Annotated in this window: 23 protein-coding genes and 1 tRNA gene; 9 read left to right on the forward strand and 15 right to left on the reverse strand. The window is 61.3% G+C overall.

Annotated elements, in window-relative coordinates:
• The first annotated feature begins 83 nt into the window (after positions 1–83).
• Together upp and Q4Q11_RS05185 are read left to right on the forward strand one after the other, a co-directional pair.
• A complete protein-coding gene (gene upp, locus Q4Q11_RS05180; RefSeq protein ID WP_015338410.1) occupies positions 84–713 on the forward strand; it encodes a uracil phosphoribosyltransferase in 630 nt (209 codons plus the stop codon).
• Positions 714–839: 126 nt separating this feature from the next.
• Positions 840–1,364, forward strand: a complete 525-nt coding sequence (locus tag Q4Q11_RS05185; protein WP_498568843.1) for a retropepsin-like aspartic protease family protein — start codon at positions 840–842, stop codon at positions 1,362–1,364.
• A 51-nt stretch (positions 1,365–1,415) separates the two neighbouring features.
• On the opposite strand, the gene deoA is transcribed toward Q4Q11_RS05185, so the two are convergent.
• The 8 genes from deoA to Q4Q11_RS05225 all read right to left on the reverse strand — a co-directional run bounded on the left by deoA (position 1,416) and on the right by Q4Q11_RS05225 (position 9,376).
• Complete coding sequence (gene deoA / locus Q4Q11_RS05190) at positions 1,416–2,723, reverse strand: thymidine phosphorylase (protein WP_113223951.1); 1,308 nt, start codon at positions 2,721–2,723, stop codon at positions 1,416–1,418.
• A gap of 3 nt (positions 2,724–2,726) precedes the next feature.
• Positions 2,727–3,500 carry a deoxyribose-phosphate aldolase gene (gene deoC / locus Q4Q11_RS05195; RefSeq protein ID WP_113223950.1) on the reverse strand — a complete coding sequence of 258 codons (774 nt, stop codon included), beginning with the start codon at positions 3,498–3,500 and terminating at the stop codon, positions 2,727–2,729.
• On the reverse strand, positions 3,497–4,303 hold the full coding sequence (locus Q4Q11_RS05200) for a purine-nucleoside phosphorylase (protein WP_113223949.1): 807 nt from the start codon (positions 4,301–4,303) through the stop codon (positions 3,497–3,499). The genes deoC and Q4Q11_RS05200 overlap by 4 nt, the downstream gene beginning before the upstream one ends.
• A complete protein-coding gene (locus Q4Q11_RS05205) occupies positions 4,300–4,692 on the reverse strand; it encodes a cytidine deaminase (RefSeq protein ID WP_498568844.1) in 393 nt (130 codons plus the stop codon). The genes Q4Q11_RS05200 and Q4Q11_RS05205 overlap by 4 nt, the downstream gene beginning before the upstream one ends.
• Positions 4,693–4,695: 3 nt before the next feature.
• Positions 4,696–5,667: an ABC transporter permease gene (locus tag Q4Q11_RS05210; protein ID WP_498568845.1), complete on the reverse strand. Its 972-nt coding sequence runs from the start codon at positions 5,665–5,667 to the stop codon at positions 4,696–4,698.
• Positions 5,668–5,677: 10 nt separating this feature from the next.
• The gene (locus Q4Q11_RS05215) at positions 5,678–6,781 is read right to left on the reverse strand and encodes an ABC transporter permease (RefSeq protein ID WP_112511467.1); all 1,104 of its coding nucleotides are present in this window, start codon (positions 6,779–6,781) and stop codon (positions 5,678–5,680) included.
• A 7-nt stretch (positions 6,782–6,788) separates the two neighbouring features.
• Positions 6,789–8,300 carry an ABC transporter ATP-binding protein gene (locus Q4Q11_RS05220; protein ID WP_113216425.1) on the reverse strand — a complete coding sequence of 504 codons (1,512 nt, stop codon included), beginning with the start codon at positions 8,298–8,300 and terminating at the stop codon, positions 6,789–6,791.
• A gap of 80 nt (positions 8,301–8,380) precedes the next feature.
• Entirely contained in the window at positions 8,381–9,376 is a 996-nt protein-coding gene (locus Q4Q11_RS05225; RefSeq protein ID WP_112511471.1) for a BMP family ABC transporter substrate-binding protein, read from the reverse strand.
• 59 nt (positions 9,377–9,435) lie between these two features.
• Here Q4Q11_RS05225 and Q4Q11_RS05230 point away from each other — a divergent pair, with 59 nt between their 5' ends.
• A complete protein-coding gene (locus tag Q4Q11_RS05230; RefSeq protein ID WP_498568846.1) occupies positions 9,436–9,714 on the forward strand; it encodes a hypothetical protein in 279 nt (92 codons plus the stop codon).
• 33 nt (positions 9,715–9,747) lie between these two features.
• Here the strand turns inward: Q4Q11_RS05230 and Q4Q11_RS05235 are convergent, their stop codons facing one another.
• Positions 9,748–10,065, reverse strand: a complete 318-nt coding sequence (locus tag Q4Q11_RS05235; RefSeq protein WP_112511474.1) for a hypothetical protein — start codon at positions 10,063–10,065, stop codon at positions 9,748–9,750.
• Positions 10,066–10,298: 233 nt separating this feature from the next.
• Between Q4Q11_RS05235 and Q4Q11_RS05240 the strand changes: the two genes are divergently transcribed.
• Positions 10,299–10,388: transfer RNA gene (locus Q4Q11_RS05240), tRNA-Ser, on the forward strand.
• 45 nt (positions 10,389–10,433) lie between these two features.
• Here Q4Q11_RS05240 and Q4Q11_RS05245 read toward each other — a convergent pair.
• Entirely contained in the window at positions 10,434–11,972 is a 1,539-nt protein-coding gene (locus Q4Q11_RS05245; protein WP_498568847.1) for an FAD-dependent monooxygenase, read from the reverse strand.
• 187 nt (positions 11,973–12,159) lie between these two features.
• Between Q4Q11_RS05245 and Q4Q11_RS05250 the strand changes: the two genes are divergently transcribed.
• The gene (locus Q4Q11_RS05250) at positions 12,160–12,786 is read left to right on the forward strand and encodes a TetR/AcrR family transcriptional regulator (protein WP_113216423.1); all 627 of its coding nucleotides are present in this window, start codon (positions 12,160–12,162) and stop codon (positions 12,784–12,786) included.
• Positions 12,787–12,910: 124 nt separating this feature from the next.
• Here Q4Q11_RS05250 and Q4Q11_RS05255 read toward each other — a convergent pair whose 3' ends face one another.
• The gene (locus tag Q4Q11_RS05255) at positions 12,911–13,807 is read right to left on the reverse strand and encodes an SDR family oxidoreductase (protein ID WP_113216422.1); all 897 of its coding nucleotides are present in this window, start codon (positions 13,805–13,807) and stop codon (positions 12,911–12,913) included.
• A gap of 93 nt (positions 13,808–13,900) precedes the next feature.
• Between Q4Q11_RS05255 and Q4Q11_RS05260 the strand changes: the two genes are divergently transcribed.
• Positions 13,901–14,734 (forward strand): helix-turn-helix transcriptional regulator, encoded by an 834-nt coding sequence (locus Q4Q11_RS05260; protein ID WP_112511486.1) that lies wholly within the window; start codon positions 13,901–13,903, stop codon positions 14,732–14,734.
• A 90-nt stretch (positions 14,735–14,824) separates the two neighbouring features.
• Here Q4Q11_RS05260 and attM read toward each other — a convergent pair whose 3' ends face one another.
• Positions 14,825–15,616 carry an AttM family quorum-quenching N-acyl homoserine lactonase gene (attM, locus tag Q4Q11_RS05265; RefSeq protein ID WP_498568848.1) on the reverse strand — a complete coding sequence of 264 codons (792 nt, stop codon included), beginning with the start codon at positions 15,614–15,616 and terminating at the stop codon, positions 14,825–14,827.
• A gap of 110 nt (positions 15,617–15,726) precedes the next feature.
• Here attM and Q4Q11_RS05270 point away from each other — a divergent pair, with 110 nt between their 5' ends.
• Positions 15,727–16,644 carry a LysR family transcriptional regulator gene (locus Q4Q11_RS05270; protein ID WP_112511489.1) on the forward strand — a complete coding sequence of 306 codons (918 nt, stop codon included), beginning with the start codon at positions 15,727–15,729 and terminating at the stop codon, positions 16,642–16,644.
• A 128-nt stretch (positions 16,645–16,772) separates the two neighbouring features.
• On the opposite strand, the gene Q4Q11_RS05275 is transcribed toward Q4Q11_RS05270, so the two are convergent.
• Positions 16,773–17,651: an NAD(P)/FAD-dependent oxidoreductase gene (locus Q4Q11_RS05275; protein ID WP_498568849.1), complete on the reverse strand. Its 879-nt coding sequence runs from the start codon at positions 17,649–17,651 to the stop codon at positions 16,773–16,775.
• Positions 17,648–18,097, reverse strand: coding sequence for an Rrf2 family transcriptional regulator (locus tag Q4Q11_RS05280; RefSeq protein WP_112511491.1), 450 nt, complete (start codon positions 18,095–18,097; stop codon positions 17,648–17,650). The genes Q4Q11_RS05275 and Q4Q11_RS05280 overlap by 4 nt, the downstream gene beginning before the upstream one ends.
• A gap of 148 nt (positions 18,098–18,245) precedes the next feature.
• On the opposite strand from Q4Q11_RS05280, the gene Q4Q11_RS05285 reads away from it, so the two are divergent.
• Together Q4Q11_RS05285 and Q4Q11_RS05290 are read left to right on the forward strand one after the other, a co-directional pair.
• Positions 18,246–18,818 carry a TetR/AcrR family transcriptional regulator gene (locus tag Q4Q11_RS05285; RefSeq protein WP_113223946.1) on the forward strand — a complete coding sequence of 191 codons (573 nt, stop codon included), beginning with the start codon at positions 18,246–18,248 and terminating at the stop codon, positions 18,816–18,818.
• Positions 18,819–18,854: 36 nt separating this feature from the next.
• Entirely contained in the window at positions 18,855–19,142 is a 288-nt protein-coding gene (locus Q4Q11_RS05290) for a YciI family protein (protein ID WP_498568850.1), read from the forward strand.
• Positions 19,143–19,175: 33 nt separating this feature from the next.
• Here Q4Q11_RS05290 and Q4Q11_RS05295 read toward each other — a convergent pair whose 3' ends face one another.
• Positions 19,176–19,925, reverse strand: coding sequence for a sulfite exporter TauE/SafE family protein (locus Q4Q11_RS05295; RefSeq protein WP_112511499.1), 750 nt, complete (start codon positions 19,923–19,925; stop codon positions 19,176–19,178).
• Positions 19,926–19,936 lie beyond the last annotated feature (11 nt).

Raw genomic sequence — 19,936 nt, forward strand, 5'->3', positions numbered from 1 at the left:
AGAAGTGGCCTATTTTCTTGCACCAGAGGCGATTTCCGTGGAAGAACCATCTCATATCACGGAATTACTGGAAGGCTGAAACCATGGACGGCGTCACTGTCATCGATCACCCGCTTGTGCAGCACAAGCTCACAATCATGCGCAAGAAGGACACGTCGACGGGAAGCTTCCGCCGGCTGCTGCGCGAGATTTCGACGCTGCTCTGTTACGAAGTGACGCGCGACCTGGAGCTGACGATCGAGACCATCGAGACGCCGCTGCAGCCGATGGATGCGCCGATCCTCGAAGGCAAGAAGCTGGTCTTCGCCTCGATCCTGCGTGCTGGCAATGGCCTGCTCGAAGGCATGCTCGACCTCGTACCGTCGGCGCGCGTCTCGCATATCGGCGTCTACCGCGATCATGAAACGCTGCAGCCGGTCGAATATTACTTCAAGGCGCCGGAGGATATCTCAGAACGCCTGATCATCGTCGTCGACCCGATGCTGGCGACCGGCAATTCCTCAATCGCCGCGATCGAGAAGCTGAAGGAGCGCGGCGCCCACAATATCCGCTTCCTCTGCCTGTTGGCGGCTCCGGAAGGCATTGCTAACTTCCGCAAGGCGCATCCGGATGTGCCGGTCTTTACCGCTGCCATCGACAGCCATCTGAACGAAAAGGGCTACATCGTGCCCGGCCTCGGCGACGCCGGCGACCGCATGTACGGCACGAAGTAAAATCACCAATTATACTTTTACGAAGCCTGGCAGTTATACGACTGCCGGGCTTTTTATTGATTGCATTAGCGTCCTTTCAGCACACTTGGCCTATAGATGACGTGGCCCGCAGGAGGGGCCTTGCCGATGCTCGTTCGCGTTCTTGTCTTTGCCGGTGCCATCGCCGTTGCGGCAACTCAGGTGCCGATGCTGGTGAACAGCTATAACGAGCGCGGCGCAAAGCCGGCACCGCTCGAAGCGGTTTCGCTTGCCCCTCAGAAGACGGAAGCTGCCATTTCCTTTGGCAGCGTTCAGCTGCGCGCCAATGCGGGCGGCCACTATGAAGGCGATTTCACGATCAACGGCCGTTCCGTGCACGCGATGATCGATACCGGCGCGACCTATGTGACAATGAACGAGAGCACCGCACGCAGCCTCGGCTTCAGCAGCGTCGATCTCGACTATCGCTATATGATGCAAACGGCGAACGGCACTTCAAAAGTCGCCCACATCAAACTCGACCGCCTGGAGATCGGCACGATCCGCGTCCGTGATATCGAGGCTGTGGTGGCAAAGGATAACGCACTGAGCACGACGCTGATCGGAATGAGCTTCATGAAGAAGCTGAATTCCTATGGCGTGCAAAATGGCGCCCTGCTCCTGAAGCAGTAGGACAACGGGACAGCGCACGAGGCTGCCAAGCAACCCACTGCCGCCTTCACATCAAATTCTGCTGACAACGACGGGTGAGATAGCAGGCGCGGTATCAACGATACGATAGTTAGCCGACAAATCGACCGCGGCCTTCTCCGCGCTTGCCTCATCCGCTGCATGAACGGTGGCAATGTGGTCCCCCCTGCTGATCTTCGTGCCGAGCGGCAGAAGATCGCTGAAACCGACGCGGTGATCGATCTTGTCCTGCGGGCGGCGGCGGCCGCCACCGAGATCGATGACAGTCATGCCGATCTCTCTCGCATCGCAGGCACCGAGCCAGCCATCGGCAGCGGCCAGAACGGGCTTTTGCACCGGCGCGCGCACCAGATAGCGATCGGGATGCTCGAGCAGATCGACCGGCCCGCCGAGAGCATGCACCATGCGGCCGAAGATTTCGGCTGCCTTGCCGGATGCCAGAGCCTCGCGCGCCCTGGCCTCCGCATCGGCAGCGTTCCCGGCAATGCCGGCCTGAACCAGCATTTCAGATGCAAAGGCAAGGACGACCGTTTCGAGCCGCGTACCCGCCTTGTTGCCCTTCAGGAAGTCGAGGCAATTTTGAAGTTCGACCACGTTGCCGGCTGCATCGGCCAGGGGCTGATTCATGTCGGTAATCAGTGCCGAGGTCTTAACCCCACCGCCATTTGCCACGTCCACAAGCGAGCGCGCCAGCGTCTCAGCCTCTTCCTCCGAAGTCATAAAGGCACCGCTGCCGATCTTGACGTCGAGCACCAGCGTTTCCAGCCCTGCAGCGAGTTTTTTCGACAGGATCGAAGCGGTAATCAGGGGGACGGAATCGACGGTCGCCGTGACATCCCGCACGGCATAGAGTTTGCCATCGGCTGGCGCCAGTGCACCGGTCTGGCCGATGATGGCGCAGCCGACCTCGTCCACCACCTTGCGGAAACGTGCCGCGTCCGGTGTGATCCCGTAGCCGGGAATGGATTCCAGCTTGTCGAGGGTGCCGCCGGTGTGGCCGAGGCCGCGGCCGGAGATCATCGGCACGGCGAGACCGCAGGCGGCAGCGATGGGCGCCAGCATCAGCGAGACGTTGTCTCCGACGCCGCCCGTCGAATGCTTGTCTGCGATCGGCCGGCCAATCCCCTTCCAAGACAAAATATCGCCGGAGTGGGCCATGGCGAGCGTCAGCGCCACCGTTTCCTCGCGCGTCATGCCACGAAACCAGACGGCCATGGCAAAGGCGCCGATCTGGCTTTCGGCCAGTTCGCCACGGCCCAATGCGCCGATAAACGCATCGATATCGGCCGCCGAAAGCGTGGCGCCATTACGCTTCCGGCGGATGATCTCCTGCGGGATCATGGATCAATAGCCTGAAGGGGCCGTCTTGGACTCGCCGCCGGCCAGCACATTCAGTATATCGTCGAGCAGGCTCGACGCACCGAAGCGGAAGGTCGACGGCATGGCCCAATCGGGCGCCATGATGGTTTCGGCAAGGCTGAGATAAAGCGCCGCATCGGATACGGAGCCGATGCCGCCGGCAGGCTTGAAGCCGACCTTGCGACCGCTGGCACGGATCGCCCGCAGCATGATGTCGGCGGCTTCGAGCGTCGCGTTGACGGCAACCTTGCCGGTGGAGGTCTTGATGAAATCGGAGCCGGCCTCGATCGCAAGTTCCGACGCGCGCCGGATCAGCGTGGTATCCTTGATCTCGCCGGTTTCGAGAATGGTCTTCAGGAGGACGTGTCCCTTGCATTCGGCCCGCACGGCTGTAACCATATCGGCGACGGCCTGCTCGTCGCCAGCCAGGAAGGCGCGATAAGGAATGACCAGATCGATTTCATCAGCACCATCGGCAATGGCTTCACGCGCCTCGGCGGCAACATCCGCCGCCTCCATATCGCCACCCGGGAAATTCACCACGGTCGCGATCTTCACGGCATGATCGACGCCGAGGATGCCTCGCGCCTGGGCGACGAAACGCGGCCAGATGCAGATGGCGGCCGTGTTGCCATAGGGGGATTGCGCACGGGCGCACAGCGCCTCGATCTGCGCAGGCGTGCAGTCATCCTTGAGATTGGTCAGGTCGAGAAGGGAAAGCGCAACGGCTGCCGCTTCTCTCAGCGAATGGCCGGTCATTGTGGATCTCCGTCGTCAGCGATCATTTCTTTCAGGATAGCGGCAAGGCGTGCGCCGCCCACCGGAGCCATGTCTTTCGTCTCCTCATGCGAGAGTTCGCCGCCGGTCATGCCAGCACCATAGTTAGTGATGACGGAGGCGGCGGCAACCCTCAAACCGAAAAGACGCGCCAGGATGACTTCCGGCACCGTCGACATGCCGACGGCATCGGCGCCCATGATACGCGCCATGCGGATCTCGGCCGGCGTTTCGAAGCTCGGGCCGGAAAACCACATATAGACGCCGTGTGACAGCTTGATCTCGGCCTTTTCCGCCGCCTTGCGCATACGCATAATGAGGTCGCTATCATAGGCGCTCGTCATGCCGACGAAGCGCCTGTCACTTTCCTCGCCAATCAGCGGGTTCATGCCGGAATAGTTGATGTGATCGGTGATCTGCATCACCGAGCCCGGCGGCATTTCCTCGCGCAGCGATCCCGCGGAATTCGTCAGGATCAGCGTATCGACGCCGAGCGCCTTCAGGGTTTCGATCGGCACGCGCATGGCGTTGGCGTCGCCTTTTTCGTAATAATGCACGCGGCCGGAGAGCATGATGACGGGGACATCGCCGAGCTTGCCTGCGACCAGCGTGCCGGCATGGCCTGATACTGCACTGACCGGGAAGCCGGGGAGGTCGGCATAGGGAATGCGCAGGGCGTCTTTGACCTCATCCACGAGAGAGCCGAGGCCGGAGCCCAGAACGATGCCGTAGCGGGGCTTCAGCTCGCCGAGCTTTTCGGTGAGGATATCGGCGGCCGCGCTCATCCGAGCACCTTCGTTTCGAAGCTGAAGGGCAGCATTTCGTCCATGGTCATGGTTTTCTTCACGCCGGTTTCGTCGCAAAGATAGATGCGCGTCTCCTTGCCGGCAAATTCGGCGATCTTCTGCCGGCAGCCGCCGCAGGGTGGGCACAGCGGCAGCTTCTCGGCAATAACAGCCATTTCGACGATCTTCTTGGCGCCGCCCATGATCATCTGGCTGATCGCCGTGGGCTCGGCGCACCAGCCCTGCGGGAAGGACAGGTTTTCGATATTGGCGCCGGTATAGATCTTGCCATCCTCGGCGCGGATCGCCGCGCCGACGGGAAATTTCGAATAGGGAGCATGCGCGAAAGCCATCGCGCCGCGCGCTGCCTCGAACAGATCATGCGACATGGTTTAGCGCTCCTTGGTGTAGGGCACGCCGCCGGCCTTGGGGGGCTTGGCGACGCCGATAAAGCCTGCAAGCAGGATGCAGGTGAGGATATAGGGCAGCGCCTGGAAAATCTGCACCGGCACCTCGCCGATGCCCGGAACCGCTTTACCCTGCATGAAATTGGCGAAGGCGTCGAGGAAGCCGAACAGGAGGCAGGTGAACATGACCGGCACCGGCTTCCATTTGGCGAAGATCAGTGCGGCCAGCGCGATATAGCCCTTGCCCGCCGACATGTTGTTGATGAAGGCAGCCGACTGGGCGATGGCAAGATAGGTGCCGGAGAAGCCGCAGAGAATGCCGGCGACGATCAGCGACCTATACCGCAGCCACTCGACCGAGATGCCGGCGGTATCGACAGCGCCAGGGTTTTCACCGACGGCGCGCAGCCGCAGGCCGAAGCGTGTGCGATAGAGAACCCACCATGAAATCGGCACGGCGAGGAAGGCAAGATAGGTGAGGATATTGTTGCCGGAGATGACATTGGCGTAGAGCGGGCCGATGAACGGAACATTTCGGATGGCATCGACGCCCGGCAAGGTGATGCCGGAAAAGCGCGCTGTGCCGGGCAAGGTCGGCGTGCGGCCGCCCTGCCCGAACCAGGCCTGGCCGAGAACGATGGTCAGGCCGGCGGTCAGGAAGTTGATCGCGACACCGGAGACGATCTGGTTGCCGCGATTGGTGATCGACGCGAAGCCGTGCAGCAGGCCCAGAATGACCGAGACGACGATGCCGGCGCCAAGACCTGCCCAGGGCGAGCCGCTGATCGAGGCGACACAGGCGGCCGCGAAGGCCGAGGCCAGCATCTTGCCTTCGAGGCCGATATCGAAGATGCCGGCGCGCTCGGAAAAGAGGCCGGCAAGCGCGGTGAAGATCAGCGGGATCGACAGGCGGATGGTTGAACCGAGAATGCTGATGAGGAGATCGTAATATTCCATCGTCTGATCCTCACGCCCTGGCGAATGTCTGATAGATGCGGACAAACGCCGGCCGGAACATGTATTCGAGCGCGCCGGCGAACAGGATGACAAGACCCTGGATCACCACGATCATGTCACGCGTGATGTTCGGCATGTCGAAGGACAGCGCATCGCCGCCCTGATAGAGAATGCCGAACAGGATCGCCGCCAGAATGATGCCGAAGGGATGGTTGCGGCCCATCAGCGACACGGCGATGCCGACGAAGCCGGCGCCAAGCACGAATTCCACCTGCAGGCGCGCGGAGGCGCCCATGACCGGATTGAGCGACATCATGCCGGCGAGTCCGCCCGATATCAGCATGGCGATGATGACCGTGCGGGCATAAGGAATGCCGGCATAGACTGCGGCAGTAGGGCTAAGACCCAGCGTGCGCATCTCATAGCCGAGCTTCGTGCGCCAGACGAGCACCCAGACCAGAAAGCACATGACCAGCGCGATCAGGAAGGAGACGTTGAGCGGTGCGGCGCCAATGGTCGAGCCGAAAACGCTCATCAGCCAATCGAGCTTGGGCAGCTGACCGCCGGCGAGGAAGGTGCGGGTTTCGGGCGCCATCTTGCCCGGCACGATCAGCACATGCACCAGCAGGAAGTTCATCATCGCCGACGCGATGAAGTTGAACATGATTGTCGTGATGACGACGTGGCTGCCGCGCTTGGCCTGCAGCCATGCGGGGATGAAGGCCCACAGCGCGCCGAAAATCGCCGCGCCGACGACCGCAAACGGCATCGTCACATACCAGGGCACATAGTGGTCGAGCGCCAGCGCGACGAGAGCGCAGCCGAGACCGCCGACATAGGCCTGGCCTTCCGAGCCGATATTGAAAAGGCCGGCATGGATGGCAACGGCCACCGAAAGGCCGGTGAAGATGAAGCTCGTGGCATAGTAGAGGGTAAAACCGATGCCCTCGCCGCTGCCCAGAGCGCCCTGCAGCAGCAGGACGAGCGCGTCGAGCGGGCTTTCACCGATGAACCAGACGACGAGGCCTGAAATCAGGAAGGCGACGATCAGGTTGAGAATGGGGATCAAGCCATAGTTGATCCAATTGGGGAGCGGAACGGACGCCATGCTCATAAACGCCTCACGCGGCAATGCCGGCCATCATCAGGCCGAGTGTTTGTTCACCGGCCTCAGCCGACTTCTCACCGACGATGTGGCCGGCAAACATGACGAGGATACGGTCCGAAAGCGCGCGGATCTCATCCAGCTCCACAGACACCAGCAGGATTGCCTTGCCGGCGTCGCGCATCTCGATGATGCGGCGATGGATGAATTCGATGGCGCCGATATCGACGCCACGCGTCGGCTGGCCGATCAGCAAGGCCTCCGGATCGCGCTCGATCTCGCGGGCGACGACGATCTTCTGCTGGTTGCCGCCGGAGAAATTGGCGGTTTTCAGCCGCGCATTCGGTGGACGGATGTCGTATTTCTCGATCTTCTCGATGGCATCCTTGCGCATGGCATCGAGATCGAGCATGCCGGCCCGCCCGTATTTGCGGTCGCGGTGATAGCCGAGCATCGAATTCTCATATTCCTCGAATTTGAGGACGAGGCCCATGTGGTGACGGTCTTCGGGAATATGAGCAAGGCCGAGGTCGCGTAGTGCTGCGGGATCGGCATTGCCGATCGGCTTGCCATGCAGAAGGATCTCGCCGGAAGCCGGTTTGCGGATACCGGCGATGGCCTCCAGCAACTCCGATTGACCATTGCCGGCAACGCCGGCAATGCCGACGATCTCGCCGGCGCGGACATCGAAGGAGACGTTGTCGACCATGGTGACGCCGCGGCCGTCCTTGACGGTGAGATTGCGCACAGAGAGCAGGATATCGCCGGGATTAGCAGCGCCCTTTTCGACGCGCAACAGCACGCGGCGGCCGACCATCAACTCCGCCAGTTCCTCGACGGTGGTTTCCGCCGTCTTGCGGGTGGCAACCATCTCGCCACGGCGCATGACGGATACCGTGTCGGTGATCGCCATGATTTCGCGCAGCTTGTGGGTGATGAGGATGATCGTCTTGCCCTGATCGCGAAGGACGCGAAGGATGCGAAAGAGATTGTCGGCTTCGGCCGGCGTCAGAACGCCGGTGGGCTCGTCGAGAATGAGGATCTCGGCGCCGCGATACATGGCCTTCAGGATCTCGACGCGCTGCTGCTGGCCGACGGGAAGCTCTTCGATCAACGCATCCGGATCGACTTCCAGGCCGTAATCCTTCTCCAGCCGGTTGAGCTCGGCGCGCGCAGCGACGACGCCTTTGGCGAGAAGCGCGCCGCCTTCGGCGCCCAGCATGACGTTTTCGAGGACGGTGAAATTATCGACCAGCATGAAGTGCTGGTGCACCATCCCGATGCCGGCCGATATCGCCGTCTGGCTGTCACGGATGGCGATGGGGTTGCCGTTGATGCGGATCTCGCCGCTATCGGCCTGATAGAATCCGTAGATGATCGACATGAGGGTCGATTTCCCGGCACCGTTTTCACCGATGATCCCGTGGATCGAGCCCTTGGCGACGGTCAGGTTGATGTCTTTATTGGCGTGGACGGCACCGAACTTCTTGTCGATGCCCACGAGTTCGATGGCAAAGGTTTGGTTCACTATAGGGGCTCCAGAAACCGGATTCCGGATAAGAAAAGGGCGTATGACGTTTTTGCCTCGTCATACGCCCTTGCTTCATATCAGTTCTTCGGGCAGGCGTTGTCGGTCAGATAGTCGTGGACCTTGATGGTGCCGGCGACGATATCGGTCCGCGCCTTGTCGACGGCAGCCTGCATTTCCGGAGTGACGAGGGGCTTGTTGTTGTCGTCCATGGCGACGGCAACGCCGTCTTCCTTCAGACCGAGCTCCTGGGTGCCGGGCGTGAACTTGCCGTTCTTGGCGTCGCTGAAGGCATTGTAGACTGCGAGGTCGACGCGCTTGACGACGGAGGTGAGGACCGAACCCGGATGCAGGTAATTCTGGTTGGAGTCCACACCGATCGACAGCTTCTTGTTGTCGGCGGCCGTCTGCAGCACGCCGAGGCCGGTCGCGCCGGCAGCGGCGTAAACGACGTCGGCGCCCTGGTCGATCTGGTTCTTGGTGAGCTCGCCGCCGCGAACCGGGTCGTTCCAGGCAGCACCGGTCGTGCCGGTCATGTTCTGAAGGACTTCGATCTTCGGGTTGGTGGCGCGCGCGCCCAGCTCGTAGCCGCATTCGAACTTGCGGATCAGCGGGATGTCCATGCCGCCGACGAAGCCGACCTTGCCGGACTTCGATGCGATGGCGGCCATGACGCCGGCGAGATAGGAGCCTTCATTTTCCTTGAACTTGACCGAGCGGACGTTCGGCAGGTCGAGGCTGTCGTCGATCAGCACGAATTCGGTCTTTGGATATTCGGCGGCGACCTTCTGGAGAGCGGAGGTCCAGGCGAAGGAGACCGCGATGACCGGATTGAAGCCCTTGCTGGCGAAGTTGCGCAGCGCCTGTTCGCCCTGGGTGTCGCCCGTCGGCTCGAAATCGCGATAGGCGATGCCGGTTTCCTTCTTGAACTTTTCGGCGCCGTTATAGGCTGCTTCGTTGAAAGACTTGTCGAACTTGCCGCCGGTTCCGTAGACGATCGCCGGCTTGATGTCGGCCGCAAGCGCCGTCGCCGACATGGCAGCCAAGGCAAAAAGGGTCAGAAGGGATTTTTTCATGTGGTGCAGCCCTGTTGTTGCTATCTTGTTGGGTCCTCCCGCAAGCCCGTTGACCGGACATGTCTGCGGAACCGCCGGCCTCCCCCGAGGCCAAGCTGGCGCGCATCCTTGCATGGCTGCACGAAAAATTCACGAGAAATTTTTCAGTTGGTAAAGATTTGTGGGAATTGGTGAAAACCCATCCAGACGACCCGTTTTTTAAACAATTTCGGCCTGAAACTGCAACTTTATTGGCCAACGAGACGGCCGATCCGTGCTTCACGATCGCCGGTTTCACCCCATTCGGCGGCATAGGGATTCCACCTTCAGCTCCCACCCGGGAGCGGCGAATTCTCTGAATGGCACAGGCTGAAAGGTGCTTCCATCGCCTCTCACGCGCTGAAGCGGCCGGCTGAGGGCCGACGCTTGTAGGCGATCATCCAGAGGAGCAGCGAAATCGCCAGAAAGACAGCGAAAGCCGGCTGAAACAGCAGCCATTGCATCGCCATGTCATAGAAGCGGGGATGGACGTAATAGGCGATCGCCGTGCGGAGGCTCGCCAGCGACGAAGGGCTGACATCATTCCATGCATCCCCCATGGGGGTCATGACAACGGCTGAAGCCGCCACGGATTGGATGGAATCGATGGTGCCGGCGATCACAGCCACCACCAGCGCGACAAGGCTGGCAAAACGCAACAGGAAACGCATAAACTCCTCCGGATGCTCACTTCGTCAGGCCTTTGCAGGCCGACCGGTCTTATGCCGCCTCATCTGTCTCTTTAAATAAGTTGCGCCGGAAACAAGCGCAATGGGGAACAGATTCGGAGTTTTGCGCCGACAAGTCAAAAATCTGTCAGATTCGGGTTGATTGCCAGAAATTCATCGGTATATATCGCGGCCGTTCCGACGATTTGCTTCCTGACCGGGTGCGAAACGCCAAAGGACAGGTGGCCGAGTGGTTTAAGGCGCACGCCTGGAACGCGTGTGTACGTGAAAGCGTACCGAGGGTTCGAATCCCTCCCTGTCCGCCATCAAAATATTGTGTCCGACCCGGAGAGATAGGTAACAGTTTGTTCCTAAGACGTGGGTGACAACCTCGTGCCGAACCATCGTGACGCCGCTTCGGCAGCAGCTTCGAAATCCGGCTCAGCTTCACCAACCCACGCAACTACACCGTCGGGCCGCACGAGCAGCGCGCTCAAGCCCAGCCGGTCCTTGACGTCGCTCGCGATGTAAGTGATCCGGTCACCCCAGCGACCTGCAACGGCTTCGAGCGATGCCCGGGCGTCGAAATCCAGCAACAGACCTTTGCCTGTTCCGAGGAAATCACCAAGTTTCGTCCCATCGGCCAGTTCGAAATCAGGGGCGCTGCGGCCCACCAGCGGATTGATATCACCGAGATCGTAGCGGAGAGAAACGCCCCAGACGCGTTCGGCGAAGTAGGTGGCGCCGTCACGCGTGTCGATCAGATCGCGGATGACCGCTTCGAGTGCGCGCGAGCTCTGGCTCGGCCGCATGAGCGCGACCTGAGCGCGCGACCAGTCGAGCACCTGGGCTCCGACCGGATGGCGTTCGCTGAAATAGGTGTCGAGCAGGCGCTCCGGCGCCTCGCCGCGGAGGGTGGCCGCAAGCTTCCATCCGAGGTTCATTGCATCGCCAAGGCCGAGGTTTAGACCTTGGCCGCCCAAGGGGGAATGAATATGCGCAGCATCGCCGGCAAGCAGGACGCGCCCTCTTCGATAGGCTGTCGCCTGGTAGGCGCGATCCGTCCACGTCGTGGCAAGCTTGAGCGCCGTCACGGTGACGTCGGTGCCGGAGATACACCGCAGCACGGCCTGCACGTGGTCTAGCGTGATCGGCTGGGTGCGATGGAAGATACCTCCGTCGAAATCGACCATCGCGATCGTCCCCGGCGTCGCATAGGTATACATGCCCGTCGCGGTGTAGTGGCGGCCTGAACGAAGCTTCTCCGGATCCGCCAGCTCGATTTCGGCCGAATAGCCGGTGAATTCGGGATCGGTGCCGATGAACGCGAAACCACCGGCCTTACGGACGATGCTGCGGCCACCATCGCAACCAACGAGCCAGCGCCCGCGAAAAGTCTCGCCGCCAGCTCGGACAGTGACATCATCATCCGACTGATCGAACCCCTCGACGCCGAAGTCGCGCCTGATCTCGGCGCCCATCGCCTCCGCGCGTGCGGCCAAGATGGTTTCGAGACTTTCCATCTCGACCATCATGGTGGTGCCGGCAGGAGTTGGCAGGCGATAGGGCCACTTCGAGGCGTCGATTTTGTCATGGCAGAACTGGATGCCGGCGAAATGGCCGCCGGGGCGACGCGCCTGGTGCATCCAGTGCGCCGCAGATGAGCTGCGATCGCCCGAGCCATCCTTCATAGGTTTTGACGCAGCGACATCGTCCAGCAGGCCGCGACGATAGAAGGCTTCGATGGTCGGGGCGGAAAGGCCGCGCATGCCGAACGGAAGACGCTTCAAGGGCGAGCGCGGATCCTCGGCCTGCTCCAGCACCAATACGGAAAGGCCGGCGAGACGCAGCTCACAGGCGAGAAACAAGCCGACCGGTCCGCCGCCGGCGATCAGGACATCATAAATCAAGACAGAACTCCTCAAGCGAGCGCGCCGCAAGGGCTCCGGACAACTTCGGCTTCACCCATCCCTATTTGAACGGGCGGCGGTCCGGGTCACAGAAACAGCCTTAAAGCCTGTGCCGATTTCACCAATTCTGTGACCACATCGCTATTTTTACACTCGGTATAAATTTACTTATGGTATAAATATCGTCATGTCAAATCGAATCAAACTCAGGGACCGCAAGAAGGAGATGACGCGTCAGGCGATCTCCGAGGTCGCAACGCGCCTGTTTGTCGAACATGGCTTCGATAATGTGTCAGTCGCCGATATCGCCTTTGAGGCCGATGTCGCCAGGAAGACGGTGTTCAACTACTTCCGCCGCAAGGAGGATCTGGTCTTCGATCGCGAGGATGAAGTGCGGGAGCTGGTGCGGGAGGCGATTGCCGATCGCGGTCAACAGCCGCCAGTTCGCGCATTCCAGGTGTTGATGCGGGAATTGGTGGCATCACAGCACCCCCTGTTCAGGATCACGGAGCGGCCTATCGCGTTCTGGCGCATGGTGGCGGAGAGCCGGACTCTGACGGCGTATGCGCGCGAGTTGCAGGTGATGCTTGCCGATGATCTCTCGGCAATGCTGTCCGAAGCGGCAGGCCGGCCCCGGTCCGATCCCGATGCGCGTCTTGCCGGCGCAATGCTGATGGCGACACTGGTGGTCGCCTATGCCGAAGCACTGCGCGTGTTTCGCGAGAACGGAAAGCCCGACGCCGCTCTGCTAGGCATCATGGAGCGCGGCTTTGCAGGTGTCGATGCCGCGCTCGCGGGAACGGCATACATCTGACGCCGAGACTGGCCAGAAGAGCGTTCGCGAATGACAAAGGCCTGGCTGACGAAGCCGGCCAGGCCCTTATCCGTGGAGTTATCCGGTTCTAATCCATCATTGGATCGAAGAACCCGAGCACACCTCAGGCTGCGGAAACCTGCAACTCGGCGAGATCGTCGAGCAGCTTCGGACCCTTCGGTTCCCAGCCGAGCTTCTGACGCGTCTTGGCGCTGGAGGCCGGCATGTCGCGCGTGGCGAACATGGAGAGCCAGCCGAAATATTCCTGGGCCTCTTGCCTGCCGACGGATTTCACCGGCAGGTTCAGGCGGCGGCCGAGGATCTCGGCGATATCGCGCATCGGCACACCTTCCTCGGCAACCGCATGGTACTTCGCGTTCGGCTCGGCGCGCTCGACGACGAGGCGATAAAGGCGAGCGACATCGGTAAAATGCGCTGCCGGCCAGCGATTGAGCCCATCCTCGATGTAGGCGCAGACGCCCTTCTGCCTGAATATCTCGATCAGCGGCGTGATAAGCCCCTGACTGACCGGATCATGCACCTGCGGCAGCCGCACGACCGAGACATTGACGCCGACCTCGCATGCCAGGTTCCCCGCTTCCTCGCTGGCTGCGCGCGGATGCGTATCGGAGCCGACGATCGGATTGTCTTCCCTGGCGGGCTCGTCCGGGATGGTGTTGGCGATCGGCGTTCCCGAGGTGATGACCAGCGGACGCGCCGAACCTGCAAGGGCCGAGGCAAGCGTTGCGATGACGCGGCGGTCGTCCTCGCAATTCTGGACGAACCTCGAGAAATCGTGGTTGAAGGCAAGATGGATGACGCCGTCCGATTGGGAAGCCCCACTTTTCAGGATATCCGGATCCTCAATGGTGCCGTGAAGCACCTCGGCGCCAGCTGCCGCAAGTGCGACCGCCTTCTCTTTGGAACGGGAAAGGCCGAGCACCCGATGGCCGGCTCCGATCAGCTCCTTGACGACATGCGAGCCGATATTTCCGGTCGCTCCAGTAACGAATACGCGCATAAGTACAGTCTCCTTATTTCGCCGGAGACAAATCTGGGCCTATCGGTTATTCTGGTAAAGTAGTGACCTTATCATAGGAAAAGCACTAACAGGATGACCGATCTTCTCGACACGGAAAATCTGCTCGGGGCCTATCTGCGGGACCGGCGGGCGAAGCTTGATCCATCCGCCCTGGGCTTTGGCGGGGAAAGGCGGCGAACGCCGGGGCTACGGCGCGAGGAGGTGGCGCAGCGCGCCAATATCAGCCCGACATGGTACACATGGCTGGAACAGGGGCGCGGCGGGGCTCCCTCGGCCGACGTGCTCGACCGGATTGCTCGTGCGCTGATGCTGACGGAAGTGGAGCGCGAGCATCTGTTCCTGCTCGGGCTCGGCCGTCCGCCCGAGGCCCGCTATCGCAGGAATGATGGCGTGACGCCGCGGCTCCAGCGCGTGCTCGACGCGCTGGAGCCGAGCCCTGCCCTCATCCGGACCGCAACCTGGGACGTCATCGCATGGAACCGGGCGGCACCTGTGATGCTGATCGATTACGGATCGCTGCCGCCCAAGGAACGCAATATCCTGCGCTACATCTTTCTCGATCCGCGGGCACGCGCCATGCAGTATGACTGGGAAAGCGTGGCGCGCTTTGCCCTGGGCGCATTCCGCGTCGATGCGGCCCGCGCGGGCGCGGCGGCAGAGATCGAACCTTTTGTCGAGGAATTGTGCCGGATCAGCCCGGAATTCAGAACCATGTGGCGCGATAATGATTTTCCCGGCGTTCATAGCGAGGCCGTCAAGCACATACGCCATCCGGTTCTCGGTCCGCTCGCATTCGAATATTCGGCCTTCTCTGTCGATGGCCGCACCGACCTCAGCATGGTCGTCTACAATCCGGCAACGCCTGACGATGCCGAGCGGATCAGATCGCTCTTGCCCAAACTTTAGGGTGTGGCGAAGCATGCGCACCCTTGTCGCTCTACGGATGTCTGAAAACCATCTGGCATGACTGCCTTCACGGTGAAACCGACTGCGCCTTCAATCGTAATAGGCCGGGGCGCGCTTGAACCGAGGCCATGCCTCGGGATCATGCCCCGGGACCACTAGGGCATCGGTCTGTTCGGCAAGCGCCCTCAGCTTGCCGACGGATCGCACTGCATCAACGGCGGAAGCCATGAAGCCGGGGAGCGCCTTTTCGTTCCAGTGGTCGAGCGTATAGGCGGCATCGATGGTCAGTAATATTGCGCCTGCGTTCGGCAGCTGCACTAGGAAGGATTGGTGGCCGACGCTGTGGCCCGGTGTGGAGATCATCCGCAACACGCCGTCGCCGTGGAGGTCATAGGTGTCGGTGGCGGCGCCCTCCAGGAAGTGCCATTTCAAGCTGGGACGGTCGAAATCCCTTCGGACATAGGCGCCGGCAGCGAACCAGTCCGGCGCGAAGGCATATTCATATTCGCGGCGCTGGACGATGTGGATCGCATTGGGGAAGCGGCCGATGGCACCACTGTGGTCGGAATGCAGATGGGAGAGCACGACGAAGCGGATATCTTGGCTCGATATGCCGAGTCTTGCCAATTGCGCGACGCATCCTTGCTCTTCGGTCATCACGGGCTGATAGCTGTCGACGACATTGCCCCAATAGCGGCGCGGCGCGGCAAGGCCCTCGGCCGCAAGCCCGCCATCGATGACGATATTGCCCTTGGGGTGGGTGAGCAGAAACCAGGGAACCGGGATTTCATAATCGGCGCCGCCGCCCTGGTTCATTCTGATGTCGTGGGCCTTGCATCGCTGCGTGCCCGATTGAAACATGTAAAGCCTGATATCGCTCATGGGCCGGACCTGTGGTTGACGTTCGATCGCCGTTTTCTGCGATCGAAGGCCTCCTCACTAGGCGGCATCTTCCACTTACATTTATCGGGTGAGCCGATATATTGGCGCACATGGATCTGTTGGTGGCGATGCGCGTCTATGTCAGGGTGGTGGAAAGAGGCAGCATGTCGGCCGCCGCCCGCGATCTCGGCATAGGCCAACCCGCGGTCAGCGAGCGAATTGATCGGCTGGAGCACTATCTCGGCACGCGGCTACTGCTTAGGAACACTCGCAAGCTTTCCGTGACCGATGTCGGCGCCGCCTTCTACGAGCGCAGCAAACAGGTGCTGGAAAGCGCCGACGATGCCCTGACCGTCGCAAACGGCGATCAGTCGCTGCGCGGCACGCTGAGGATCGCGGCCCCGCATGGCCTCGGCGAGGTCATGTTGCCGCCGATCCTGCTGCAGATGCGCAAGCGTCATCCGCTGCTGAAGATCGAGCTGATTCTCAACGACAGGATCGTCGATCCCGTGACGGAAGGCGTCGACATCTCGCTGCGTCTCGGCGATCTCGGCGAAGGCGGCTTCATTGCCCGCAAGCTCGGACATGTCGGCCGCATGCTCGTGGCGTCACCAGACTATCTCGATGAGCATGGAACGCCGACGAAGCCCGATGAGCTTGCCGGCCACCCCTTCCTGCGGGTCTCCGGCCTCTTCAACAGCGGGCGGCTTCCGTTGATCGGACTGGACGGGCGGACCGAACTTGCTGCTATCGACGTCGTGCTCAGCACCAGCCATTGGCGGCCGCTGCACAGCCTCCTGCTGGACGGCGCCGGCATCGGCGTCCTGCAAGGGCCGGTCTGTGCCGATGATCTGGCCAGCGGCAAGCTCGTCCGCCTGCTGCCCGAATTTGCCGTGCCGGGATTTGACCTGCATGCGCTCTATTCGGCGATAAGACCGATTCCGCCGCGGATTCGGCTGGTACTCTCATTGTTGGAAGAGCAGCCGGGCACGGCTTCCCCGCCGGAAAGCTGGCTATTCCCCGGATGACCGCGATGAAAACCCTTCGAAGCCGATCTTGGAGCGGTCAGTTTTTCACGGAATCTCCGAACCGCTCCATCTCTTTGTGTTCACGCAATCCCGGACGGAAAAGCGCTGCGTACTTTTCCTGGAATGACCTAGAACACCAGCGAACGGTGCAGCTGCGCGCCGGCCCAGGCTCCGTCGCCGACGGCGAGCGACACCGAATGCGGGACACGGGCGGCGTCGCCGCATGCAAAGGCCCCGGGGATATTGGTTTCCTTCATGGTGTCCGTCTGGATCTGCATGCCAAAAGGCGTTTCCTCGAGCGTGCAGCCGAGTCGTTCGGCAATTGGGCTCGAGGGCGATACGCGCGAGGCAGTGAAGAGCCCGGCAAACCGCAGCAGGCGCCCATCGGCAAGCCGCACATCGGCCTTTCCTTCCAGTCTTGAGACCGGCGCTTCCTCGATCGCTATGCGGCGTGCAGCGAGATCGGCGCGCTGCGTCTCGTCCGGAGCGAACGCGTCGTTGAGGAAAAGCGTAACATCGCCCCATTCCGGCAGCAATTGCGCCTGATGCAGCGAAATCGGGCCGGTGGCGATGCAGCCGATGCGGCCTTGATCGAGTTCGTACCCATGGCAATAGGGGCAATGAAATACGCTCCTGCCCCAGCGTTCGCCAAGCCCCTCGATCTCGGGCAAGATATCGGAAACGCCGGTCGCGAAGAGAAGGCGCCGCCCGCCATAGCGCGCGCCGTCTGTGGTGACGGCAAAGGCATCCTTCTCGCCCTCGGCCGTCTCGGCCGTGCCTTCGATCCAGGTCAAGGTCGGATAGGCGGAAAGCTGCTCGCGCGCCTTGCGGGCGATCTCGCCGGGCTTGACGCCATCCTGGCCGAGAAAGCCGTGGGAGGCATCGGCGAAGCGATTACGACGCTTGCCGGCATCGATGACCAGCACCTTGCGGCGGGCACGGAGAAGCTGGAGGGCGGCCGCCATTCCGGCATAGCTGCCCCCGATGACAATGACGTCATAGGTCATGATAAGGTCCTTTCTGAGCGCCATTGCGCGTGACGCCGCGCAAATTCGGCGGCGAGATCGGCAAGCGTGACATTTTCGAAACGCTGGAGCAGCAGCGCCTCGGCCTCCGCAAAGGCATCATCGAGCACGGAGTTGACCGATTGCTCGACAAGACATTCCGGCGTCTCGTTGCGATTGCCGATGGCGAAGACGGCCGGTTCGCCAAGCGCCTCGTGCAGCTGGCGCAACGTGACGGTTTTCAGATCGGCCGCGATCGTCCAGCCGCCGGTATGCCCCTTGGCAGAGTTGACGATGCCAGCCTCGCGCAGCAATCCCATGGTGCGGCGCACGACGACGGGATTGGTGCGCATGCATTGCGCCAGGATTTCGGAGGTCAGCGGCCCATCCTGCTCGGCCATATGGAGCAAGGCGTGAAGAACGGAGGACAGTCGGCTATCGCGTTTCATGTAACTTCAAATATTACGATTCGACGTGACATTCAAGAGCGACGCCGCCTTGAATGGTATCCCTGCTGGCGGTGACGATGGCTTGACGCACTTAGGTCATTTGTCCTATTTGTTAGGACAAATGACCTAATCAATCACGAGAAAGCCCATGAGCGCCGCGCAAACACGTCAGCACATCGTCGAAGCGGCAGACCGGCTATTTTACGAACGGGGATTCGAGGCAACATCTTTTGCCGACATTGCCGCGGAGGTGAAACTCTCTCGCGGCAACTTCTACTACCATTTCAAGACAAAGGACGAGATTCTCGGCGCCGTCATTTCAGTCCGGCTGGAAAAGACGCGCGAGATGCTGAATGTCTGGGCCGCAGAAGGTCGCGAACCGGGAGAGCGCATCCGCAGCTTCATCCAAATGCTCATCATGAACCGCGCGAAGATCATGCTCTACGGCTGCCCGGTCGGCACACTCTGCAGTGAACTCGCAAAGCTCGACCACGTCGCGAAGGACGATGCGGGCAAGTTGTTCACATTATTCCGAGATTGGCTTGCGTCTCAATTTTCTGCACTGGGCCGAAAAAAAGACGCAGACAATCTCGCCATGCACATCCTGATGCGCAGCCAAGGTGTGGCGTCGCTGGCAACCGTCTTTCGGGATGAAGCCTTCATCCGGCGCGAGGTCGACGACATGACAGCCTGGCTTGAAGCGCAACGGCCCGCCAACTGAACCAGTGCGGATTCAACCGCTTTCGAAGGAGATACCATGTTTGTCGTAACGCTGAAATTTTCCGCCAACAAGGCTCAGGCCCCGCAGTTCATGGAAGGCCATAACGCATGGATCACGCGTGGATTCGATGATGGCGTTTTCCTCATGACCGGCAGCATTCAGCCGGGCGCCGGTGGCGCTGTTCTGGCACATAATGTGACACGGGCCGATCTACAGGCGCGCGTCGAGAGCAATCCTTTCGTGGCCGAAAACGTAGTGAGCGCGGATATTCTCGAGATCGCGCCAGGCCGTATCGACGAGCGCCTTGCCTTTTTGAAGGCTTGAACCACAACGCAGAATTAGTCCGCGAGTACCAGCCTAGAAAGCGGACCTGATCACCATCTCCGCGCCAAGCACCAGGAGGCAAACCAGAAACCAGCGGCGGAAAGTGGCGGGGCTGACGCGATTGCGGATAATCTGGCCGGTCCACATGCCGGCTAGTGCCGGAACGATCGCAAGAGTGGAGAGTGCGAGATTGTCGATGTGGAAAGCGCCGTGCCAGGCAAGCGCGCCGGCCAGCGCCACCGCGGAGACGGTGAAGGAAAGACCGAGCGCCTGGACCAGATCCTCCTTTTCCAGCCCGAGCGCCTGTAGATAGGGCACCGCTGGCACGACGAAGACGCCGGTCGCTCCGGTCAACAAGCCGGTAATCAATCCGATGATCGGTGACAGCAGCGGCTCCAACCGCGGCGACACGCGAAGCTGGCGGGCAAGAAGGGCGTGGCCAGCATAGGCGATAAGGGCCGCGCCTAGCGCCACCGTGGTCAGGCGGTTATCGTCGCCGGCAAGCATATGTGAGCCGGCGAAGGTTCCGATGGTCACGGCGACGACTAGGGGGAAGAAGCGGCGGGCAAGCGCGCCGCAGCTCGGGCTGGCCAGCAGCTGCCAGACATTGGTGACGAAGGACGGGACGATTAGCAGGCTGGCCGCCGTGAGCGGCGAGATCAGCGCACCCAAAACTCCCATCGCCACCGTCGGAAGCCCCATGCCGGTGACGCCCTTGACCGTGCCGGCGACGAAGAAGGTCACGAAGATCGCCGCGACAAGCCCTATCGAATGATCCATCATGCCTTTTCAGT

It is taken from the genome of Rhizobium sp. UFLA01-1127 (assembly GCF_059803845.1).

Bases quoted from the DNA above. Each gene is read 5' to 3' on its own strand.
- upp (WP_015338410.1), top strand. From the start codon at position 84: ATGGACGGCGTCACTGTCATCGATCACCCGCTTGTGCAGCACAAGCTC.
- Q4Q11_RS05185 (WP_498568843.1), top strand. From the start codon at position 840: ATGCTCGTTCGCGTTCTTGTCTTTGCCGGTGCCATCGCCGTTGCGGCA.
- deoA (WP_113223951.1), bottom strand. From the start codon at position 2,723: ATGATCCCGCAGGAGATCATCCGCCGGAAGCGTAATGGCGCCACGCTT.
- deoC (WP_113223950.1), bottom strand. From the start codon at position 3,500: ATGACCGGCCATTCGCTGAGAGAAGCGGCAGCCGTTGCGCTTTCCCTT.
- Q4Q11_RS05200 (WP_113223949.1), bottom strand. From the start codon at position 4,303: ATGAGCGCGGCCGCCGATATCCTCACCGAAAAGCTCGGCGAGCTGAAG.
- Q4Q11_RS05205 (WP_498568844.1), bottom strand. From the start codon at position 4,692: ATGTCGCATGATCTGTTCGAGGCAGCGCGCGGCGCGATGGCTTTCGCG.
- Q4Q11_RS05210 (WP_498568845.1), bottom strand. From the start codon at position 5,667: ATGGAATATTACGATCTCCTCATCAGCATTCTCGGTTCAACCATCCGC.
- Q4Q11_RS05215 (WP_112511467.1), bottom strand. From the start codon at position 6,781: ATGAGCATGGCGTCCGTTCCGCTCCCCAATTGGATCAACTATGGCTTG.
- Q4Q11_RS05225 (WP_112511471.1), bottom strand. From the start codon at position 9,376: ATGAAAAAATCCCTTCTGACCCTTTTTGCCTTGGCTGCCATGTCGGCG.
- Q4Q11_RS05230 (WP_498568846.1), top strand. From the start codon at position 9,436: ATGTCTGCGGAACCGCCGGCCTCCCCCGAGGCCAAGCTGGCGCGCATC.
- Q4Q11_RS05235 (WP_112511474.1), bottom strand. From the start codon at position 10,065: ATGCGTTTCCTGTTGCGTTTTGCCAGCCTTGTCGCGCTGGTGGTGGCT.
- Q4Q11_RS05250 (WP_113216423.1), top strand. From the start codon at position 12,160: ATGTCAAATCGAATCAAACTCAGGGACCGCAAGAAGGAGATGACGCGT.
- Q4Q11_RS05255 (WP_113216422.1), bottom strand. From the start codon at position 13,807: ATGCGCGTATTCGTTACTGGAGCGACCGGAAATATCGGCTCGCATGTC.
- Q4Q11_RS05260 (WP_112511486.1), top strand. From the start codon at position 13,901: ATGACCGATCTTCTCGACACGGAAAATCTGCTCGGGGCCTATCTGCGG.
- attM (WP_498568848.1), bottom strand. From the start codon at position 15,616: ATGAGCGATATCAGGCTTTACATGTTTCAATCGGGCACGCAGCGATGC.
- Q4Q11_RS05270 (WP_112511489.1), top strand. From the start codon at position 15,727: ATGGATCTGTTGGTGGCGATGCGCGTCTATGTCAGGGTGGTGGAAAGA.
- Q4Q11_RS05275 (WP_498568849.1), bottom strand. From the start codon at position 17,651: ATGACCTATGACGTCATTGTCATCGGGGGCAGCTATGCCGGAATGGCG.
- Q4Q11_RS05280 (WP_112511491.1), bottom strand. From the start codon at position 18,097: ATGAAACGCGATAGCCGACTGTCCTCCGTTCTTCACGCCTTGCTCCAT.
- Q4Q11_RS05285 (WP_113223946.1), top strand. From the start codon at position 18,246: ATGAGCGCCGCGCAAACACGTCAGCACATCGTCGAAGCGGCAGACCGG.
- Q4Q11_RS05290 (WP_498568850.1), top strand. From the start codon at position 18,855: ATGTTTGTCGTAACGCTGAAATTTTCCGCCAACAAGGCTCAGGCCCCG.
- Q4Q11_RS05295 (WP_112511499.1), bottom strand. From the start codon at position 19,925: ATGATGGATCATTCGATAGGGCTTGTCGCGGCGATCTTCGTGACCTTC.